General features: G+C 72.0%; 16 protein-coding genes. 5 read left to right on the forward strand and 11 right to left on the reverse strand.

Going from position 1 to position 17,404, the window contains the following annotated elements; genetic code table 11:
• Positions 1 to 942 (reverse strand): hypothetical protein, encoded by a 942-nt coding sequence (locus tag OG381_RS21645; RefSeq protein ID WP_327717726.1) that lies wholly within the window; start codon positions 940 to 942, stop codon positions 1 to 3.
• Positions 943 to 1,023: 81 nt separating this feature from the next.
• Here OG381_RS21645 and OG381_RS21650 point away from each other — a divergent pair, with 81 nt between their 5' ends.
• The gene (locus tag OG381_RS21650; protein WP_327717727.1) at positions 1,024 to 1,617 is read left to right on the forward strand and encodes a flavin reductase family protein; all 594 of its coding nucleotides are present in this window, start codon (positions 1,024 to 1,026) and stop codon (positions 1,615 to 1,617) included.
• Here the strand turns inward: OG381_RS21650 and OG381_RS21655 are convergent.
• Complete coding sequence (locus OG381_RS21655) at positions 1,614 to 2,933, reverse strand: MFS transporter (RefSeq protein ID WP_327717728.1); 1,320 nt, start codon at positions 2,931 to 2,933, stop codon at positions 1,614 to 1,616. The two genes, OG381_RS21650 and OG381_RS21655, sit on opposite strands and share 4 nt — an antisense overlap.
• 71 nt (positions 2,934 to 3,004) lie before the next feature.
• Between OG381_RS21655 and OG381_RS21660 the strand changes: the two genes are divergently transcribed.
• The gene (locus OG381_RS21660) at positions 3,005 to 4,009 is read left to right on the forward strand and encodes a GlxA family transcriptional regulator (RefSeq protein WP_327717729.1); all 1,005 of its coding nucleotides are present in this window, start codon (positions 3,005 to 3,007) and stop codon (positions 4,007 to 4,009) included.
• 626 nt (positions 4,010 to 4,635) lie between these two features.
• On the opposite strand, the gene OG381_RS21665 is transcribed toward OG381_RS21660, so the two are convergent.
• Complete coding sequence (locus OG381_RS21665; protein ID WP_327717730.1) at positions 4,636 to 5,892, reverse strand: MFS transporter; 1,257 nt, start codon at positions 5,890 to 5,892, stop codon at positions 4,636 to 4,638.
• A gap of 152 nt (positions 5,893 to 6,044) precedes the next feature.
• On the opposite strand from OG381_RS21665, the gene OG381_RS21670 reads away from it, so the two are divergent.
• A complete protein-coding gene (locus tag OG381_RS21670; protein ID WP_327717731.1) occupies positions 6,045 to 6,353 on the forward strand; it encodes a hypothetical protein in 309 nt (102 codons plus the stop codon).
• A 22-nt stretch (positions 6,354 to 6,375) separates the two neighbouring features.
• On the opposite strand, the gene OG381_RS21675 is transcribed toward OG381_RS21670, so the two are convergent.
• The 3 genes from OG381_RS21675 to OG381_RS21685 form a co-directional block, all read right to left on the reverse strand.
• Positions 6,376 to 7,425, reverse strand: a complete 1,050-nt coding sequence (locus OG381_RS21675) for a Zn-dependent alcohol dehydrogenase (RefSeq protein ID WP_327717732.1) — start codon at positions 7,423 to 7,425, stop codon at positions 6,376 to 6,378.
• Positions 7,425 to 8,576: an acyl-CoA dehydrogenase family protein gene (locus tag OG381_RS21680; RefSeq protein WP_327717733.1), complete on the reverse strand. Its 1,152-nt coding sequence runs from the start codon at positions 8,574 to 8,576 to the stop codon at positions 7,425 to 7,427. The genes OG381_RS21675 and OG381_RS21680 overlap by 1 nt, the downstream gene beginning before the upstream one ends.
• A 136-nt stretch (positions 8,577 to 8,712) precedes the next feature.
• On the reverse strand, positions 8,713 to 9,618 hold the full coding sequence (locus tag OG381_RS21685) for an SDR family oxidoreductase (protein WP_327717734.1): 906 nt from the start codon (positions 9,616 to 9,618) through the stop codon (positions 8,713 to 8,715).
• Between the two features lie 85 nt (positions 9,619 to 9,703).
• On the opposite strand from OG381_RS21685, the gene OG381_RS21690 reads away from it, so the two are divergent.
• On the forward strand, positions 9,704 to 10,639 hold the full coding sequence (locus OG381_RS21690) for a cyclase family protein (protein WP_327717735.1): 936 nt from the start codon (positions 9,704 to 9,706) through the stop codon (positions 10,637 to 10,639).
• Between the two features lie 385 nt (positions 10,640 to 11,024).
• Here OG381_RS21690 and OG381_RS21695 read toward each other — a convergent pair whose 3' ends face one another.
• From OG381_RS21695 to OG381_RS21710, 4 genes are all read right to left on the reverse strand, one after another.
• Positions 11,025 to 11,498 (reverse strand): ATP-binding protein, encoded by a 474-nt coding sequence (locus OG381_RS21695; RefSeq protein ID WP_327722523.1) that lies wholly within the window; start codon positions 11,496 to 11,498, stop codon positions 11,025 to 11,027.
• Between the two features lie 509 nt (positions 11,499 to 12,007).
• The gene (locus tag OG381_RS21700; RefSeq protein WP_327722524.1) at positions 12,008 to 12,874 is read right to left on the reverse strand and encodes an acyl-CoA dehydrogenase family protein; all 867 of its coding nucleotides are present in this window, start codon (positions 12,872 to 12,874) and stop codon (positions 12,008 to 12,010) included.
• Between the two features lie 8 nt (positions 12,875 to 12,882).
• On the reverse strand, positions 12,883 to 14,016 hold the full coding sequence (locus tag OG381_RS21705; protein WP_327717736.1) for an acyl-CoA dehydrogenase family protein: 1,134 nt from the start codon (positions 14,014 to 14,016) through the stop codon (positions 12,883 to 12,885).
• Positions 14,017 to 14,024: 8 nt separating this feature from the next.
• Entirely contained in the window at positions 14,025 to 15,233 is a 1,209-nt protein-coding gene (locus OG381_RS21710) for an amidohydrolase family protein (RefSeq protein ID WP_327717737.1), read from the reverse strand.
• Positions 15,234 to 15,332: 99 nt separating this feature from the next.
• On the opposite strand from OG381_RS21710, the gene OG381_RS21715 reads away from it, so the two are divergent.
• Entirely contained in the window at positions 15,333 to 16,841 is a 1,509-nt protein-coding gene (locus OG381_RS21715) for a class I adenylate-forming enzyme family protein (RefSeq protein WP_327717738.1), read from the forward strand.
• Here OG381_RS21715 and OG381_RS21720 read toward each other — a convergent pair.
• Entirely contained in the window at positions 16,820 to 17,332 is a 513-nt protein-coding gene (locus tag OG381_RS21720) for an EF-hand domain-containing protein (protein ID WP_327717740.1), read from the reverse strand. The genes OG381_RS21715 and OG381_RS21720 overlap by 22 nt on opposite strands.
• Positions 17,333 to 17,404: the final 72 nt, after the last annotated feature.

Consider the following 17,404-nt stretch of genomic DNA (forward strand, 5'->3'; position numbering starts at 1 on the left):
TCAGTCCCGCGTGAGGATCCGCAGGGCCCCCGCGTCCGGGTCGCCGAACAGGACGAACAGCTCGGGCTCACGCTCGGTGCCGCCGATCGTCCAGAGCGTCGGCGCCCCGCATCCGCCGTCGACGCGCAGGCCGACGCCGTCACGGTCCGCGGCGTCGTCCTTGTCCGCCCGCACCGGTTCCCAGGCGCCGGTGCCCTCGCACACGGTGTAGGGCGGGTCGGCGGACCAGTCGTCGTGCTCCGACACGGTGGGCAGCGCGGTGAGTTCGGCCCGGCCGCCCGGGCGCAGCCGCAGGACCGAGCCGTCCTCGCCACGCCATACGCCGGCGAGCTGCCCGGCGGACAGCTTCGGGGGCTCGTACTCCTCGACGATCCCGGTCTCGGTGGCCAGTACGGCGCCCCCGAAGACGACCATGAACAGCACGAAGGAAATCCCCGCCGACAGGATCCAGGTCCCCGCACACCCCCACGCCCGCCCACGGGACCGGCCACCGCGCCCGAAGTACGCCACACCGAGCACCGGGAGGATCCCGAGGGCCACGAAGGCGGCGGCCGTGGCGGCGAACGGCAGGCCGGCGGGCAGGGCGAAAGCGCCCGCCCAGACCACCCCGAGCACCGCCGCCCACGCCAGGTGCCACGCCCACTCGGGTCCGCGGACGCGGCGGACGGTGGCCCGGGCGAGCACGGCGGCCGGCAGGGTCTGCGCGCACGCGTGCAGCAGTCCCACGAACGGCAGCCACAGCGGCGCGAGGAGAAGCAGACAGGCCAGCCCGTACGCGGCGCCCGAGCCGCCGTAGTCGTCGCCCGTCGTGACGTCGACGTACGCGATCAGTACGGCCGCCGGCAGCTGTGCCGCCCCCACCGCCGCGGCCGCGTTGACCGCGACCGAATCCCCGGCCCGCCGGGCACGCCCGAGCTCACGCCGTATGTCTCCCCACCCCATGGGCGCAGCGTACGCAGCCGCCTTCGCCGCCTTCGCACACCCCTTCCTATCTGACGGCCCGTCAGCTTCAATGGGAGTGTGATGGGACAAGCAGGTATGGCCGAGGCCGCCGTCCGCTATCTCCGGTCGGCCGGCGCGGCGCCCGTGGACGCGATGCCGCGGCCCGAGCTGCGCTGTGTCCGCGAGGACGAGCGAGCGCCGGTCGCACCGGCCGAGTTCCGGCGGGTGCTCGGGAGCTTCGCCTCCGGCGTGGCCGTCGTCACCTCACCCGCCGCCGAGGGCGAGGACGGCCCCGCCGGCTTCGCCTGCCAGTCCTTCGCCGCCCTGTCCCTCGACCCGCCCCTCGTCGCCTTCATGGTCGGCCGTACGTCGACGACCTGGCCCCGTATCGCCCGCGCCGGGGTGTTCTGCGTCAACGTCCTCGCCGCCCACCAGGGCGAGCTGTGCCGTGGCTTCGCGGTGAGCGGCGCGGACAAGTTCGCGGGCGTCGCCTTCGACGCGGCACCGGCGTCCGGCTCACCGCGGCTGGCGGACACGCTCGCGTGGATCGACTGCACGATCCACGCCGTGCACACGGGCGGCGACCACCTCATCGTGGTGGGACGGGTGGACGCGCTGGGGGCGGCCGACGAGGACCGGGCACCGCTGCTCTTCCACAAGGGGCGGTTCGTCTAGGCCACGGCCGGGACCAGCGCGGCCGGCCTGCGCCGGATCACCAGCGCCATCAGCGCCGCCGCCGCGCACAGCGCCCCGGACGCGTACCAGATCATGTCGTACTCACCGAAGACGTCCCGCACCACACCGCCGACGAAGGCCACGAGCGCCGCCCCGACCTGGTGCGAGGCGAGGACCCAGCCGAAGACGATCGCGCTGTCGTCGCCGTAGTGCTCACGGCACAGGGCGACGGTGGGCGGGACGGTGGCGACCCAGTCGAGGCCGTAGAAGACGATGAAGAAGAGCATCGGCGGGTGGACGCTCGGCCCGAGCAGCATGGGCAGGAACAGCAGCGAGATGCCGCGCAGGGCGTAGTACACCGCGAGGAGCCGGCGCGCGTCGAAGCGGTCGGTGAACCAGCCCGAGGCGATGGTGCCGACCACGTCGAACACCCCGATGACCGCGAGCAGCGAGGCCGCCGCCGTGATGGGCATGCCGTGGTCGTGGGCGGCGGGCACGAAGTGGGTCTGGATCAGGCCGTTGGTGGAGGCGCCGCAGATCGCGAAGGTGCCGGCGAGCAGCCAGAACGGGCCGGTGCGGGCGGCCTTGAGGAGCACGGTGACCGCGCGGCGGGCGGCGCCCGGCACGGGCTCCGGCTTGGGCACGAACTCCGTCGCGCCGTACGGCTTCAGGCCCACGTCGGCCGGGTGGTCGCGCAGCAGCAGCCAGACGAAGGGGACGACCGCGAGGGCGGCCAGGGCCACGGTGACGGCCGCCGGGCGCCAGTCGTGCCTCTCGACCATCCAGGACAGCACCGGCAGGAAGATCAGCTGGCCGGAGGCGGAGGCGGCGGTCAGGATGCCGGTGACCAGGCCGCGCCGTTCGGTGAACCAGCGGTTGGTGACCGTCGCCGCGAACGCCAGCGCCATCGAGCCGGAGCCCAGCCCGACCAGCAGGCCCCAGCACAGCAGCAGCTGCCAGGCCGCCGTCATCCACACCGTCAGCCCCGAGCCCAGCGCGATCACGGTCAGCGCCACGGCGACGACCCGGCGGATGCCGTAGCGGTCCATCAGCGCGGCCGCGAAGGGGGCGGTGAGCCCGTACAGCGCGAGGTTGATCGAGACGGCCGCGCCGATCGTGCCGCGCGACCAGCCGAAGTCCTCGTGCAACGGGTCGATGAGCAGTCCGGGCAGCGAGCGGAAGGCGGCCGCGCCGATGATCGTCACGAAGGTGACGGCGGCGACGAACCAGGCGCGGTGGATGCGGGTGCGGGGGACGCGGTTGCGCTTCTTTCCCGTGCGGGGTGCCGGTGCGGCGGCTTCGGTTGTCTGGGTCACGACATAGAGCTTCCGGCCTGGCCGCCCGCCGATCCACTGGCCCGAAGGACAGCATTCGTTAGGATCGGGCCATGGCCGCGTCCGAGGAACCGTTCCGCCCGCATCGCGTCGCCGTCCTCGCCATGGACGGTCTGCTCCCCTTCGAGCTGGGCATCCCGCACCGCATCTTCGACCGCCCCAGGGACCGTCTGGGGCGGCGTCTGTACGAGGTCGTCACCTGCTCGATCCGGCCGCCGGGCCCGGTCCGCACGGACTCCGACTTCGACGTCATGGTCGCGAACGGCCCGGAGGCCCTGGCCACCGCGGACACCGTGATCGTCCCGGCGTCCTACGAGTTCGGCCCGGTCTACGAGGACGGTGTCCTCACCCCCGAGCTGGCCGCCGCGCTCGCCCACATCCGGCCCGGCACCCGGCTCGCCTCCATCTGCACCGGCGTCTACGTCCTCGCCGCCGCGGGCTACCTCGACGGCCGTCCCGCCACCACGCACTGGGCCGACGCCGAGCGCCTCCAACGGCTCTTCCCGCGGATCGCGGTCGACCCGAACGTCCTGTACGTCGACGACGGCGACGTCCTCACCTCCGCTGGCGTCGCCGCCGGCATCGACCTGTGCCTGCACATGCTCCGCCGCGACCACGGCAGCGCCGTCGCCAACGCGGTGGCCCGGCGCACGGTCGTACCGCCGCACCGCGAGGGCGGCCAGGCCCAGTACATCCGGCGCCCCGTGCCGGAGCCCCAGCTGGCCACCACGACCACCGCCCGCGCCTGGGCCCTGGGCCGCCTCCACGAGCCGATCCAGCTGCGGGACATGGCCGAGCAGGAGTCGATGTCCGTACGGACCTTCACGCGCCGCTTCCGCGAGGAGGTCGGCATCAGCCCCGGCCAGTGGCTCACCCAGCAGCGAGTGGAGCACGCCCGGCACCTGCTGGAATCCACCGACCTCTCCATCGACCAGATCGCCCGCAACGCCGGCTTCGGCACGGCCCAGTCCATGCGCCAACACCTACAGTCGACCCTCGGCGTCACCCCCACCAGCTACCGCCGCACCTTCCGTACGGGGAGCGGGATCAGCGGCTAGGCCCACAGTGGGCTCAAGCCCTCGCGGACGGCATCGACGGACAGCTCAGCAACGCCACGCGGGCCCGGCCGGACGGCACCGAGGGTCGGGTGCGCGGCACCACTCGGTCGCGCCAGGATGCCGTCAGCGGCAGCAGCCGACCCAGCGACAGCGACGGCCAGGCCCCCGGCGGGGCTCAAGCCCGCGCGGCCGCCCTCGACGGACGCTCAGCGACGCCACGCGAGCCCGGCACGACGGCACCGAGGGGCGGATTCACGGCGGCGCGCGGTCCCGGCAGGATGCCGTCACCGGCAGCAACCGACCCAGCGACAACGTCGGCCAGGCCTGCGGCAGGGCACGAGCCCTCGCGGACGGCATCGACGGACACTCAGCGACGCCATACGAGCCCGGCCGGACGGCACCGAGCGCCACGCGGTCGCAGCAGGACGCCACCACCGGTAGCAGCCGGCCCAGCGGCAGCGACGGGCAGAGCCCAAGCCCACGCGGACGGCATCGACGGACAGCTCAGCAACATCACACGAGCCCGGCACGACGCCATCACCGGCAGCAGTCGGCTCAGCGGCAGAGCCCCCGCGGCCGACACCGACCCACAGGTCAACGGCGCCACACGGGCCGGCAGGACGCCATCACCGGCCGCAGCCAGGCCCAGCGGCATCGTCGGTCAGGTCCGCCACGGACCCTGAGCCCGCGGCAGCGTCAGGAGCGGCCGACCCAGCGCCCTCCCGCCGTATGCCCTCCCGTCGTACCTCTCCCCACCACCCGAGTGCCGTCAGCAGCAACGTCAGTGCCACGCCTGCCAGGATCGCCGTGGACGGGGTCACCACCTGGAGCAGTCCACCGGCGAGGGACCCGGTCGCCGCGTACCCCGCGCCCGCGGCCGCGTACATCACGGAGTACCCCGCGGCCAGCGCGCCCGGCGGCAGCGCCTCCCGCAGGGACAGGTTGCGGGTGATCAGCGCGCCCGACTGGAGCGTGCCCGCCAGGACGAGGGCGACCGCGATCCCGGCCGCCCCCGGTATCAGCGCGGCGAGGCTCACGAAGACCGACATCCCGCACATCAGCACGACACTGCGCCCCCGGAGCCGCCCGGGCCACGACCGCAGCCCGTACACGAACGCCCCGAGCCCCGCCCCGACCGCCAGCCCCGCCAGCATCGGCCCGGACCAGCCGACCCCGATGCCGCGCTGTTCCAGCAAGGCGGGCAACGTCAGTTCCGCCAGGCCGAGCAGCGTGAGGCTCGCCGCGCCCGTGACGTACACCGGCCAGGCGCGCACCAGGACTCTGATCCGGCCCGACTCCCCGCCCCGCTCGCCCGTGTCCCAACGGGCCGGCAGCCAACGGTGCCCCGCGATCGACAGCGCCATCAGCGCGGCGCCGAGCAGCAGCGGGAGGCGCGGTGCGACGCCAAGGGCGAGCCCGGCCACCGCGACCGGGGAGACGGCCCACACCCCGGACATCAGCATCGACTCGGCGGACAGCGCCTGTGCCACGGACCGCTCCGGGACCAGCGAGGTCAGCAGCGCCCGCTGCCCTCCGGCGGCAGCGGAAGGAGCCGCCCCGGCCAGGAACGCGAACACGCCCAGCACGGGATGCGCCCCGGCCAGCACCCCGAGCCCCGCGAACCCGGCCGCCCCGCCCGCGAGCCCGAGCATCAGGTGCCGCCGGCCCCGCGCCGGGTCCATCCGCATCCCGAGCACCGGCGCCCCGATGATCTCGCCGATCACGTACGCCGCCGCGAGCGCCGCCCCCAGCGTGTAGCCGCCGGGGCGCTCACGCACCAGGAAGACCAGCGCCAACGGGGCCATGGCGACCGGCATACGGGCGGCGACGGCGGTGCAGGCCCAGATGAGGACCGGTCTGGTGGCGATGTCTCGGTAGGTCATGAGTCGAAGCTACGGCCCGCCACCGACAGCGCCCCAGGAGTTTTCCGGCGCCTGTGGACAACCCCTGGCATGTCCAGAACGCCGGGCAACGCGCCGAGCCCTGACGGCACATGGGACTCTGCGTCAGCAGACGAGCCCGGTGGGAGCAACCCGTGACACTCGAGGAACTGGTCAGCCGGCTGGCTGAGGCGGATGACGGCCTGACCGTCTTCGCCGCCGAGCCCTGGACGGCGCAGAGCGACGCGACGGCTGTCCCCGACCCGGGCGGTCCGAGCCGGCCGGACGCGGAGGGCCGCACCTATCTCCTGGAAGTCTTCCTGATCCGCGACGTCCTGGAGACCTGGCGGGCGCACCGCGGCGGCGCCGTTCCCTCCCCTCGAGAAGCCTGCGAGGCAGTCATCCACTACGCCGAGCACGACACCTATCAGTACCCGGACGAAGAGCCGCCCCTCTCCCCGTGACCACGGGCAAGGAGCCCCCCGTTCAGAAGGTCAGCACCCCTCTGGCCACCTTCCCCGCCTCCGCGTCCGCCACCGCCCGCTCGAACTCCTCGACCGGATACGTCTGCGTCACCAACTCGTCGAGCAGCAGCCGCCCTTCGCGATACAGCTCGGCGTACAGGGCGATGTCCCGCTGCGGCCTGGACGACCCGTACCGGCATCCCAGGATCGACTTGTCCAGGAACATGGACGCCACGACGAAGGACGCCTCGGCCCCGGCGGCCGGCATCCCGAGCAGCACGGCCTGACCGTGCCGGTCCAGCAGATCGACGGCCTGGCGGACGAGTTCCACCCGCCCGACGCACTCGAAGACATGGTCCGCCCCCGTCGGCAGCAGCTCCCGCACCCCCTCCGTGGAGGTCAGGAAGTCGGTCGCCCCGAACTGCCGCGCCACCGCCTCCTTGGCGGGGTTGGCGTCGACGGCGACGATCCGCAGCGCCCCCGCGATCCGGGCCCCTTGGAGGACGTTGAGCCCGATGCCCCCGGTGCCGATCACGACGACGCTGTCCCCGCGATCCACCTTGGCCCGGTTGAGCACGGCTCCGACGCCGGTCAGCACCCCGCACCCGATGAGCGCGGCGGAGGGCAGCGGGATGTCCCGGGGGATACGCACCACCTGCACGGCCTTCACCACGGTCCGCTCGGCGAAGGCGGAGTTGGACGCGAACTGGAAGACCGGCCGCCCGCCCCGCGCGAACGGCTGTCCCGGCCGCCCGATCGCCTTGCGGCACATGGTCGGCCGCCCCCGGTCGCAGTCCGCGCAGGTACCGCAGTTGGCCAGTGTGGACAGGGACACATGGTCCCCGGCCGAGACATGCGACACCCCCTCCCCCACGGCCTCGACGACCCCGGCCCCCTCGTGTCCCAGCACCACGGGCACCGGAAAGGGAATGGTCCCGTCCACCACGGACAGATCGCTGTGGCACAGCCCCGCCGCCGCGATGGCGACCAGCACCTCGCCCGGCCCCGGTCCCCGTACCTCCAGGTCGTCGACGACCTCGACCCGCTTCCCGTCGAACACCACGCCGCGCATCACACAACCCCCTTGGGTTCCTTCGGCAGCCCGAGCACCCGCTCGGCGATGATCGTGCGCTGGACCTGGTCCGAGCCGCCGTAGATCGTGTCGGCCCGGGAGAACAGGAACAGATGCTGAAACGCGTCGAGTTCGTACGGCGCCGTGACCGACCAGTCGACAGGCCCGACCCCCGCCACCGACCCCCGCACCTGCATGGCCAGCTCCCCGAGCCGCTGATGCCACCCGCCCCACAGCAGCTTGGCGACGTTGGAAGCGCCGGCGTCCCCCGAACTCCCCAGCGTCCGCAGGGCGTTCCACCGCATCACCCGCAGCTCGGCCCACTGCCGGACCAGCCGGTCCCGTACGACGGGATCACCCACCGCCCCACTGTCGACGGCCGCCCGCACCACCCGCCCCAGCTCGGCGGCGAACCCGATCTGCTGGGCGAGCGTGGACACCCCCCGCTCGAACCCGAGCAGACTCATCGCGACCCGCCACCCGGCCCCCTCGCCTCCGACGACGTGCTCCACGCGCGCGTGCGCACCGTCGAAGAACACCTCGTTGAACTCGCTGGTGCCGGTCATCTGCCGAATGGGCCGCACCTCGATCCGCCCCGGCTGGTCCATGGGAACGAGCAGGAAGGACAGGCCACGATGGCGGCTGGACCCGGGGTCGGTGCGGGCCAGGACGAAACACCAGTCCGCCTCCCGCGCCAGGGACGTCCAGATCTTCTGCCCGGTGACGCGATACGTACCGTCCCCGGCCCGCTCGGCCTTCGTACGGATCCCCGCGAGATCGGAGCCGGCCCCGGGTTCGCTGTACCCCTGGCACCACAGTTCGTCCCCGGCCGCGATCGCGGGAAGGAACCGCCCCTTCTGCTCGGGCGTGCCGTGTGCGAGCAGGGTCGGCGCCAGCAGGTTCTCCCCGATGTGCCCGGAGCGAGGCGGCGCACAGGACCGCGCGTACTCCTCGGCCCAGGCAACCTGCTGCGTGAGCGTGGCACTCCGATTCCCGTACCCGCCCTCGCCCCACCCCAGCCCGATCCACCCGGCCTTCCCCAGCGCACGCTCCCATGACCGACGATCCAGCTCAGCCGATGCATGCTCACCGAGCCAAGCCCGAGCCTCCGCCCGGAAAGCCTGATCCTGGGCGCTGAATCCAAAGTCCACGGACCTCTCCTCCCAACGCCGGTTCCGCTGCCCCACCTCAGGGGCGCGGGGCTGTATCGATATGCGGCTACCGCCGCGTGGGCGCGACCAGCCACAACGAACCCGCAGCCGCCAACTCACCGATCCGCGCACCCCACTAGGCGTTAGGACGTTCCCCCTCACGCGCGGCCCTCTCCATGGCGGCAAGCCGCTCCAGCATCGGCATCGGGTCCACCCCCACGGACCCCGGCAAAAACTCCGCGATCGTTTCCGGCGTCCAACCGCCGGAGGCATACGCCGAGCGCAGCTCCCTCGGCTGCGCCCACACCGCGATCTTCGGCCCGGCGACCGTGTAGACCTGCCCGGTGACCTCCCGGGCCCGCTCCGACAGCAGATACACGACGAGTGCGGCCACATCCTCCGGCTCCCCGATCTCCGCCAGCTCCATCGGCACCCCGGCGGACATCCGCGTACGCGCCACCGGCGCCACCGCGTTCGCGGTCACCCCGTACTTGTTCAGCCCCAGCGCCGCACTCCGGACCAGCGAGATGATGCCGCCCTTCGCGGCGCTGTAGTTGGCCTGCGAGACGGACCCTTGGTGGTTTCCGCTGGTGAACCCGATCAGGGTCCCGGTCCGCTGTTTCCGCATGACGGCGGACGCGGCCCGGAACACGGTGAAGGTGCCCTTGAGGTGGGTGGCGACGACCGGATCCCACTCCTCCTCGGTCATGTTGAACAGCATCCGCTCGCGCAGGATCCCGGCTACGCACACGACGCCGTCCAGCCGCCCGTACGACGACAGGGCCACGTCGACGACCCGCTGTCCCCCCGCCATGGTCGACACGTCGTCGGCGACCGCGACGGCCTCCCCGCCGGCCGACTCGATCTCCTTGACCACGCCCGAGGCGACCTCGCTCGTCGGCGACCCGCCGTCCACCGATACCCCGTAGTCGTTGACGACGACGGATGCCCCCTCGGCCGCCGCGCAGAGCGCCACCGCCCGCCCGATCCCGCGTCCCGCCCCCGTCACGGCGACCACCTTGCCTGCCAAGAAGTTCCCCATGCCCGGCCCCTTCCCGCGGTTTCTGACGGACCGTTAGATTTTATGTCCCGTCAGACACCCGTAGACAAGCCCCGGGGGAGCACCGATGCCACTGCCCGCGATGCATCCGGCGTTTCACGACATCGCCAAGCGCGTGAACAACTGGGGCCGTTGGGGGGCCGACGACGAGATCGGCACCCTGAACCTGATCACCGACGAGGTCGTCCGCGGGGCCGCGGCGGAGGTCAGGTCCGGCCACCGTGTCCCGCTCTCCCTCCCGCTGAAGGAGGACGGTGTGCAGACGGGACTGATACCGGGCCGGGTCAACCCCCTGCACGCGATGGTGCAGATCAACCAGGAGATCTTCGGCCCGGGCACGGTCGCGTGCAGCGACGACACCGTGACGATGGGCCTTCAGGCGGCCACGCACTGGGACGCGCTCACCCACGTCTCGCACTCGGGCGTGCTCTACAACGGCCGCCCCGCCGACACCGTGACCGCGCACGGCGGCGCCCGGTTCAGCGGCATCGACAAGGTGCGGCACATCGTCTCGCGCGGGGTCCTGCTGGACGTGGCCCGCGTACGCGGCACGGACCGGCTGGACGGCGGGCACGCCGTCACACCGGAGGACCTGGAGGCCGCCGAGGAACTCGCGGGCACGCGCGTGCGGGCCGGCGACATCGTGCTCGTACGGACGGGGCAGATCCAGACGTATCTGGCGGGCGACAAGCACGCGTACGGCTATCCGTCGCCGGGGCTGTCGATCCGTACGCCGGAGTGGTTCCACGCACGCGATGTCGCCGCGGTCGCGAACGACACGCTGACCTTCGAGATATTTCCGCCCGAGATCGAGGATCTGTGGCTGCCCGTGCACGCGCTCGACCTCGTGGAGATGGGGATGCTCCAGGGCCAGAACTGGAATCTCGAAAAGTTGTCCACAGCCTGTGGAGAAGCGGGCCGCTACACGTTCCTGCTGTCGGCGATGCCCGAGCCGTTCGTCGGCGCGACGGGCACTCCGGTGGCGCCGGTCGCCATTCTCTGACACCAGGGATCCGGGCAAGGTCGGACGGCGGCGCCCCAACGCCCGCCCCGAGCACGGCATCGCACTCCGCCGTCCGACTCCGGCGCACCCGCCCCGCGTCCCCCGGCCCTGAAGGAACCCGGCGCCGAATCACGACCCACACTCGCCGAGGGCCCCCGTCACCGGAACCCTCGTCGTCCCCTCGCGGCGAATCGCTGACCACAAGCGTGAGCAAACGGACACGCGGCGTCAACACCTGTTCGGGGATTTATGACTTACGCCCCCTTTGATACGGGCGCGCACGGAAGCACATCACGGCGCACCACCTGCCGGTCGACAGGGAGGACAGGGGCATGCCGCGACCGAGCGCCGACCGTGCCGATCGCACCGTCTCGGGACAGCGGCCTCAGACCGCCTCGTACGCCAGTCCCTCGTACCCCTCGAACGCCGCGGCACCGCCCGCGAAGGGCGCCGCTCCTTCACGGCCCTTCGCCGCACAGCGGTCGAGTTCGCACCAGATGCGCTTGCCGGCCCCTTCGGGGCTCCAGCCCCACCGGTCGGCGAGCCCGTCGACCAGGGCGAGTCCGCGTCCGCCCGTGGCATCACCGTCGACACAGCGCGGCACGGGGGCGCGGCCACTGGCGTCGGCCACCTCGAGACGCACCGTGGCCTGCTCGGCCGCGGTACAGGGCAGCGACAGACGCAGCACGGCCGGACAGCCGGTGTGCACCACGGCGTTGGTGACCAGTTCGGACACCAGCAGGATCAGCGTCTCGGCAAGCCCCTCGTCAGCCCCTATCCCGGACCCGGCGAGCCGCGAACGGGCCCACCGCCGGGCTCGCCCCACCTCAGCGGGGTCGGGCCGGATCTCCAGCTGCACTTGAAGCACCTGCACCGCTCACACCATCCGAACCGGCAGACACATAGCCTCGCGCCTCACGAGGGCCACGATCGTAGCCATTTTTTGCATGGCCAGAACAACAGCCACAGCCGGGATCACAGAACGTGAATCCCTTACGAGACAGCATGGTTGACGTACAGTCACCTCAACAAGCGCTTCGGGCATATTCCAGCGCGAAGGAGTACCCGGGTGGCATACTGTGCGACGCTCGTTGCGGGGAGTCGAACAGGTGGCGGCCAAAGGCCCACCGACCGTGCGGGAAGCGGCGCGCACCTCCGTATCCGGAGCCGCCACAGAGGCAACACCGGCACGGCTCGTGCTCGGAACCACTCGCATCCCACAGAAGGTACCGGAGCGGCTCCCCGACTCCAGGCCGTGACGGGTCACGCATAGGACACAACCCGATATCAACGCTCCGTAATTCCGGTATGCCACAATCCGCGACATTCACGGGAGCGCTCCCGCCGATTCCGCGGCCCACGCCCTCGTCAGGCTGCCAGCTCGGCCGCGAGCAGCTCCTCACTCTCCGTGCGTCCGCCGCCACGCTGTGCCCGCACCCAGGCCCGCTTCAGATGCAGATGCACCTCGGACTCCCAGGTGAAGCCCATGCCTCCGTGCACCTGGAGGCAGTCGCGGGCGCCGCGTACGGCGGCCTCGTCGGCGAGCAGCCGGGCCGCGGCGATGTCGGCCGGGTCCCCGGTGACGGAGGCCGCGTAGACCGCCGCACGGGCCACCTCGGCCCGCACCAGGAGCTGCGCGCACAGATGCTTGACGGCCTGGAACGCCCCGATCGGCTGCCCGAACTGCTCACGCGTCCGGGCGTGTTGCACCGCCAGCTCGCACGCGCGCGTGGCGGTGCCGAGCTGCTCGGCGGCGGTGAGGAGCACGGCGACGGGATCGGTCACGGCGACCGCGGGCGTGCGGTGCAAGGGCGTCAGCGGATCGACCGACCGCAGCGCCACAGCGCCGGCGGCATCTCCCCGTACGACGTCGGCGGCGTCCAGCCACTCCACCAGCGCCCCGTCCACGCCCGCCACGACGACCGACCCGTCGGCCGCCCCGGGCACCGCGCCCGCCGCGAGATGGGTGGCCACCAGCGGCCCGGGCAGCAGCACCCGCCCCGCCTCCTCGAAGGCCAACACGGCCTCGGGCAGCCCGAGTCCGACCCCTCCGTCGCCCTCCGGCACCCGGAGCGCGAAGAAGCCGGCCTCCCCCAGCTCCCGCCACAGGGCCCGGTCCAGGCGGCCGGGCGAGTCGACGGCGGCCCACAGCGCCTCGCGGTCGAAGCGCCGGGCCAGCAGCGCTCGTACCCCGTCCCGCAACGCACGTTGATCATCGGTCAGTTGGAAACGCACGGGAACAGTCACCGCCCCTTCGGCAGCCCCAGGATCCGTTCGGCCACGATGTTCTGCTGGATCTGCGAGGTGCCGGCGGCGATGGTGTACGACAGCGAGGACAGCCGGTCCAGGACCCACGGCCGGTCGAGGTCGAGGGCGTCGGGGCCGAGGACATCGGCGGCGGTGTCGTAGAGCTCCTGCCGCGCCTGCGAATACCTCAGTTTGAAAACCGAACCCCCCACGCCGGGGACTCCCCCGGAGGCCTCCGCCTCGCTCACGTTCCACTGCGTCAGCCGCCACAGCGCCCGGAACTCGGCATTCAGCCGCCCGAGCCGCCGTCTGAGTTCCGGCTCGTCCCACCGCCCGTTCTTGCGCGCCTCAGCGGCGAGTTCGCGCAACACGCGCCTGCACGCGACGACTTCGCCCACGAAGGCGGTGCCGCGCTCGAAGGACAGCGTCACCATGGTCACGCGCCAGCCGTCGTTCTCGTCCCCGACCCGGTTGCCGACCGGCACCCGGACCTCGTCGAGGAACACCTCGGCGAACTCGGCGGACCCGGCGAGGGTCCTCAGCGGCCGTACGGTGATCCCCGGAGCGTCCATGGGCAGGGCGAGCCAGGTGATGCCCCGGTGCTTCGCGGCCGCGGGGTCGGTGCGCACCAGCAGTTCGCACCAGTCGGCGACCTCGGCGTGCGAGGTCCAGATCTTGGACCCGCTCACCACGTACTCGTCGCCGTCCCTGCGCGCGCGTGTCCGCAGCGCGGCGAGGTCGGACCCGGCGTCGGGCTCGCTGAAGCCCTGGCACCAGACCTCCTCGCCGCGCAGGATCGGCGCCAGCCACCGCGCCCGCTGCTCCTCGGAGCCCTCCGCGGCGATCGTGGGCCCGGCGTGCAGCAGGCCGACGAATCCCGCGCCCACATAGGGCGCCCCCGCCTTCTCGGTCTCCTCCAGGAAGATCAGCCGTGTGGTCGGCGAGGCGTCCCAGTGCACGTCCGCGTACCCGGCGTCGTACAGCATCCGCTGCCAGCCCATGTCGTAGGCGCGGCGCCCGGGCCAGTCGTCCGGGGACGGCTTGGGCGGGAGCGTGGGCAGCACCCGGCCGAGCCACTGCCTCAACCGGGCCCGGAACTCCTCCTCTTCGGGAGAGTGGGAGAGGTCCACGGGCTCGCCTACCGGTCCCGGTCCCGGTCCAGGTCGAGACCGAGCATGCGGATGGCGTTGCCGCGCATCAGCTTGTAGACGGTCTCGTCGTCGAGGCCCTTCACATGGTCGAGAGCGACCTCCTTGGTGTGCGGGAAGGTCGAGTCGACGTGCGGGTAGTCGGTCTCGAAGGTGGCGTTGTCACGGCCCACCACGTCCAGCGAGGCGACGCCGTGCTTGTCGCGGAAGAAGCAGCAGAAGATCTGCCGGTAGTAGTACGTCGACGGCGGCTCCGGGACGATGTCGCGCACCCCGCCCCAGGCGCGGTGCTCCTCCCACACGTCGTCGGCGCGCTCCAGGGCGTACGGGATCCAGCCCATCTGGCCCTCGCTGTAGGCGAGTTTGAGCCGCGGGAACTTCACCAGCACGCCGCTGAAGAGGAAGTCCATCATCGAGGCCATGGCGTTGTTGAAGCTGAGCGCGGCCTGGACGGCGGGCGGGGCGTCGGGCGAGGCGGCCGGCATCTGGGAGCTGCTGCCGATGTGCATGTTGACGACCGTGCCGGTCTCCTGGCAAACCGCGAAGAACGGGTCCCAGTGGCCGGAGTGGATGGAGGGCAGGCCGAGATAGGTGGGGATCTCGGAGAAGGTCACGGCCCGCACCCCGCGCGCGGCGTTGCGCCGGATCTCCGCGACCGCCAGCTCCACATCCCACAGGGGGATCAGGCACAGCGGGATGAGCCGTCCGCCGCTGTCCCCGCACCACTCCTCGACCATCCAGTCGTTGTAGGCCCGCACACAGGCCAGCGCGACCTCTTTGTCGTGCGCCTCGGCGAAGGTCTGCCCGCAGAAGCGCGGGAAGGTCGGGAAGCACAGGCTGCCCTCGACGTGGTTGAGATCCATGTCCTTCAGCCGCGCGACGGGGTCCCAGCAGCCGCGTCGCATGTCCTCGCGGGTGATGCCCTCCAGGGTCATCTCGTCGCGGTCGAAGCCGACGGCGGCGATGTTGCGCTTGTACGGGAACTTCAGGTCCTCGTAGATCCACCAGTCGGTGGGCGGGCCTTGCGGGTCCATCGTGATCTGGTACTTGCCGGCTACGTAGGCGAGTTCACCGATCCCGGCGGTGAGGGGCTGCGGTCCGCGGTCCTGGTACTTGGCGGGCAGCCAGGTCTTGAACAGGTGCGCGGGCTCGATCACATGGTCGTCGACGCTGATGATGCGGGGCAGTTCGGTCGGCATGATCTCCTCCGCCGGTCGGTGTTCACGTGACAGGCACGATCTGATGGAGCGTCAGATAGCATGTCACCTGACGAGTCGTCAGCCAAGCAGGGGGCACCCATGAACGAGACCCCGCACTCCCTGAGCTCCTCCCGCACCCTGTGGGAACTGGTCACCCGCCGCGCCGGCCTCACCCCCGACCGCCCGGTCCTCCTCCAGGACGACCGCTCCCTGAGCTTCGGGGAGCTGCACGCGCGAGCCGAGCGGGTGGCGGCGGGGCTGTACGACATGGGCGTACGCCCCGGCACGGTGGTCGCCTGGCAGCTGCCCACGCGGATCGAGACGGCGGTGCTGTCCTTCGCGCTGGCCCGCCTGGGCGCGGTCCAGTCGCCGGTCATCCCGTTCTACCGGGACCGCGAAGTCGGCTTCGCGCTAAGGGAGTCGAAGGCCGAGTACTTCGCGGTACCCGGCGAGTGGCGGGGCTTCGACCACACGGCGATGGCGCGGCGGCTCGGCGCGAAGGGCGTCTTCGAGGCGTACGACCGGCTGCCCGACGGCGATCCCGGTCTGCTGCCCGCGCCGCCCTCCTCGGGCACCTCGGTCCGCTGGATCTACTGGACCTCGGGCACGACCTCCGACCCCAAGGGCGTGCTGCACACGGACCGTTCGCTGATCGCGGGCGGCTCGTGCCTGGCCCACGCGCTGCGGCTGCGGCCCGACGACGTGGGCTCGATGGCCTTCCCGTACGCCCACATCGCCGGCCCCGACTACACGGTGATGCTGCTCCTGTACGGCTTCCCGGCGGTGATGTTCGAGCAGTTCGCGCTGCCGGACGCGCTGGAGGGGTACCGCCGGCACGGGGTGACGGTGGCGGGCGGCTCGACCGCGTTCTACTCGATGTTCCTGGCCGAGCAGCGCAAGCGGCCGGAGACCAGGGTGATACCCACCCTGCGGCTGCTGGCCGGTGGCGGTGCGCCCAAGCCGCCGGAGGTGTACCACGCGGTGGTGCGGGAGATGGGGGTGCAGCTCACGCACGGCTACGGCATGACCGAGGTACCGATGATCACCATGGGCTCACCGGACGACACCGTGGACAACCTCGCGACGACCGAGGGGCGGCCGCCGGAGGGGATGGAGATACGGATCGTCGACGGGGAGGTGCGGCTGCGCGGGGAGGCCGTGTGCCAGGGGTATCTGGACGCCGGGCAGACGGCGGAGGCCTTCGACGAGGACGGGTTCCTGCGCACCGGCGACCTGGGAATGCTCACGGACACCGGGCATCTGGTGCTCACCGGGCGGCTCAAGGACGTGATCATCCGCAAGGGCGAGAACATCTCGGCGAAGGAGGTCGAGGACCTGCTGGCCGCGCACCCGGCGGTCGGGGACGTGGCGGTGATCGGGCTGCCGGACGAGGAGCGCGGGGAGCGGGTGTGCGCGGTGGTGGAACAGCCCTCCGGGGCCGAGGAGCTGACCCTGGCGGCGATGACGTCCTATCTCCGCGCGGAAGGGCTCTCGGTCCACAAGCTGCCGGAGCAGCTGGAGGTGGTGGACGCCCTTCCGCGCAACGAGACGCTCCGGAAGGTGCTCAAGTACAAGCTGCGGGAGCGCTATTCGGGGACGGTGAAGTAGCGGGCGAAGGCGGCGACGATCTCCTCCTCGCCGATCCTGCCGTCACCGTCGGTGTCGAGCGCGGCGGCGGCGGTGCCGGCGGTCTCCTGCGTCGCGCCGAGGCTGCGCAGCACGCGCGCGGTGTCCTCGACGGTGGCCGATCCGTCACCGTCCGGATCGGCGACGGCGAGGGCCGCGTGCAGGAAGGGACGGGCGATCTCGGCGAACCGGTCGGGATTGTCGCGCAGCTGCTTCACCGCGCCGTTCACGAACTCCTCGCGGGTGATCCGCTGGTCGCCGTCCCGGTCCGCGATGCCCGCCATGCCCTGCCAGAACGCCTCGGCGCCGACATACAGGGCCTGTCCCTTGTCGGACCGTGCCGCCGTACCGAACTCCGCGAGCAGCGCCTTGGCCGCCACGTTGAAGTCCGCCCGGTCGATGTAGCCGTTGCCGTCCTGGTCGAAGGTGGCGAACCGGCCGGCGATCCTGCGCTCGTACTCGCTGCTGACCATGTCTTCTCGTGCCGCCTTACGTCACGTGGGGTGTATCTGGTTCGGAGCGTACGACGCCGGGGCGGGGCGGGG

Origin of the sequence: Streptomyces sp. NBC_00490 (assembly GCF_036013645.1) — a bacterium.
Lineage (GTDB): Bacteria > Actinomycetota > Actinomycetes > Streptomycetales > Streptomycetaceae > Streptomyces > Streptomyces canus_F.